Below are 2,591 nucleotides of genomic sequence, written 5' to 3'. Positions count from 1 at the left end.
CATCATCGCTGTGGTTATACTGCTCCTCTTCTTCTTCAGGCGCAGCGAGAATGCATGAACCGCGCGGGGCTGTCCGGTGAAGGTCGGGGCCAGGACCCTGGAAAACGCCCGGGGTCCTGTCTCTTTGCGGACCCCGGTGTCCTGCTTCCGATGGCGTAGCAGTTCCCGGTGCTGGCATCGTAAGCCCCAAAAATCTGGTCGGAGCGGCCGGACTTGAACCGGCGACCTCGTGGTCCCGAACCACAGCCGGACCGCCTCCCTCCGTCACCCTGAATGGCCGAATGCAGGTATAGTGCGGATTCTGCCCCCATGCTATACAGCCACGTATGCGGTTGTCAAGGTGGGTATCCACCAGTTGGATTAGCAGCAGATTTGCAAGCCGTCCTGGCGCAAAAGACGGTAGCATTGCCTGGGCTAACGGTATCTCCCCCGCAGCCAAAGAGCGAACAGCAGGGGCGCCAGGGCCACCAGGGCGACCACGATAAGCCCGAAGATTTCCCCATGCTGCCCACCCCCATTCCATGTGGAATAGGTGCCGTCACGCCACGATCTCCCGTATCCGGGCCAGTTTCTCGCGGGCGACTTCGAGTTCGTCCACCACCCGCTTGTACTCCACCAGCGGTATCGCCTCCTCGGCCGGTTCGGGCTGCGGAGGCTTCGGCACGGGCTCGGCCATCAACACCGCCAGGTAGCGGTCGCGGATGACCTGGCCATAGGTGGCCCCGGCACGGTACGCCTCTTCCAGGCTGGCGAACCTGCTGCGGTCGTACCCCGGCCAGGCCCATCGGCCGGCCAGTTGCTCCAGGTACGGGCAGCAGCCGGCGTTGGCCTTAGCCGCCTCCCAACGGGGGTCGAGGAGCGGCCTACCCGACGGCAGGTCGCCGCCGACCGCGTAGAGGTACAGGTGCTGCACCACGGCCTCGCGCCCGGTCTGGCGGTCGGGGAACGATGCCCCGCGGCCCCCGCCGCCTGTGGCACCCAGACCACCGAAGTTGTTCTGGTCGGGCCGGACGTCGCCGCTGAAGCGGAACTTGCCGGTTTCGTGCAGGCTGAGCGAGAGCGCCACTTCGGGCCGGACGGGGTACAGCGGCCACAGCAACCAGTACCCGTCGGCCATGTCTTCCCAGCCCGGGCACTCGCGAGCCAGGTACGCCCGGGCCTGCTCCACCGTTACCTGCGGTGGCCCGCAGATCGGCGTGAGCCTGCCCAAAGCAGCATCGATGATCCGGCTCAGGGGATAGTGGTCTCCCGGGCAGCTCGTCGCGTTGAGGTCGCGGTGGGCGGCCAGCTTCGCGCCCGGGTAGCGTTCGAGTAGCCACGCGGCGACGGTGACTAGGGCGTGCTCCTGGCGGGCGGGCATCTGCTCCTTGCTGAAGTCGCCCTCCGCGCAAACGCCCACCGACTCGTGGTTGTGATCCTTGCAGTGCGCCCCCTGACTGTCGAGGCTGCGGCCGGCGTAGATGAGGCCAGCCTTATCGACAAAGAGGTGGTACCCGATCCCCAGCCAGTCCCGGTTCAGGTGCCACCGGTGCACGTCCTCCACTGTGCATCTGCTGGCAGCCGCGTGATGGAGAACGATGTAGTCCGTCTTCTGGCGGGGCGGTGGGGGCTCCTTGAAACGGAGCCCCCGGTCAGTCACGTTAGGCGCTGGCATCCGGCCCTTCTCCCTCGCGCTTGGCGTTCTCTTTCATCTTGCTGGCGCCCGCGTATACCCAGGTCACGATTCCGCCCAAGCCCGCACCGACGACCACGATGGCGGTCGCGGCCGGCCACAGGGCGTTGGCCACGCTCACGGCCACGCCCATGCCGATGGCTGCCAGGGGGGCCCATCTCGGCCTGACGATGCCGGCAATCTTGAGCGCTTCAAGGAGCACCCAGATCGCCGCGGCGGCAGAGACGCCGCCGATTGCCAGATCCTTCAGTCCGTCCAGGTTCATGGTCTTACCTCCCTGTGATAATGTAGAGGGCCATGCCGACGCAGGCACTGGACAGCAGCGAAATGAGCACCGTCACCGCCCACGTCGGCCTCCTGCCCCAGTCCTCCCTCAGCCGTCGCAGGTCCTTTTGGATCTCCGCGAGGAGGCCGTTCTGCCTGACCCGCCACTCCTCGAGGTCCGAAACTCTCTCGTCTATGCGCGCGACTTCCACCTCCAAGTTGGCAGACACCGGAGACCACCTCCTACCGAATCAGGCGGCAGGGAACTTCCTGCCGGCAGCGAATACCTCTGGCCGAGTGAAGAGCGGAGGAGGTATGCCGAGTTGCACCAGTACGCGGGCCAGCTAACGAAACTCCGTTCTGACCTGGAACTAGCCTACAAAGAGAGGGACACCCATAAGATCCTTGAGATCTCTCGACAGATCGACCGGATCGTTGTGGGCATCATGTCCGAGAGGAGGGGGTCCAGCCGTGGAACTAGAGCAGTTGTGCCAGAGGATCAGCGAGCTGTGCCGGGAAATAATGGCGACCGAGTCGGAAGCCCGGCTGAGGGACATTCTGCAGGAGTTGTTGGACCTCCTCGACCATCTCATTGACGCGCTCAAGAGCGAAGAGTAAACAGCGGGCGCCCCAGCCGGGGCGCCTGCAGCTTATG

General features: G+C 65.1%; 4 protein-coding genes and 1 tRNA gene. 1 reads left to right on the top strand and 4 read right to left on the bottom strand.

Annotated elements, in window-relative coordinates; translation table 11 throughout:
* Positions 1-195: 195 nt before the first annotated feature.
* The 4 genes from AB1609_20865 to AB1609_20850 all read right to left on the bottom strand — a co-directional run bounded on the left by AB1609_20865 (position 196) and on the right by AB1609_20850 (position 2,166).
* Positions 196-264, bottom strand: a tRNA-Pro gene (locus AB1609_20865).
* A gap of 274 nt (positions 265-538) precedes the next feature.
* Positions 539-1,654 carry an N-acetylmuramoyl-L-alanine amidase gene (locus AB1609_20860; protein ID MEW6048889.1) on the bottom strand — a complete coding sequence of 372 codons (1,116 nt, stop codon included), beginning with the start codon at positions 1,652-1,654 and terminating at the stop codon, positions 539-541.
* On the bottom strand, positions 1,641-1,937 hold the full coding sequence (locus AB1609_20855; GenBank protein ID MEW6048888.1) for a hypothetical protein: 297 nt from the start codon (positions 1,935-1,937) through the stop codon (positions 1,641-1,643). The genes AB1609_20860 and AB1609_20855 overlap by 14 nt, the downstream gene beginning before the upstream one ends.
* A gap of 4 nt (positions 1,938-1,941) precedes the next feature.
* Complete coding sequence (locus tag AB1609_20850) at positions 1,942-2,166, bottom strand: hypothetical protein (protein MEW6048887.1); 225 nt, start codon at positions 2,164-2,166, stop codon at positions 1,942-1,944.
* Between the two features lie 241 nt (positions 2,167-2,407).
* Here AB1609_20850 and AB1609_20845 point away from each other — a divergent pair, with 241 nt between their 5' ends.
* A complete protein-coding gene (locus AB1609_20845; protein MEW6048886.1) occupies positions 2,408-2,554 on the top strand; it encodes a hypothetical protein in 147 nt (48 codons plus the stop codon).
* Positions 2,555-2,591 lie beyond the last annotated feature (37 nt).

The organism is Bacillota bacterium, from assembly GCA_040754675.1.
Lineage (GTDB): Bacteria > Bacillota > Limnochordia > Limnochordales > Geochordaceae > Geochorda.
The sequence above is the reverse complement of the archived record's forward strand: the minus strand, read 5'-3'. Positions and strand labels throughout refer to the sequence as shown.

Coding starts and splice junctions, on each gene's coding strand:
- AB1609_20860 (MEW6048889.1), bottom strand. CDS start 1,654: ATGCCAGCGCCTAACGTGACTGACCGGGGGCTCCGTTTCAAGGAGCCC.
- AB1609_20855 (MEW6048888.1), bottom strand. CDS start 1,937: ATGAACCTGGACGGACTGAAGGATCTGGCAATCGGCGGCGTCTCTGCC.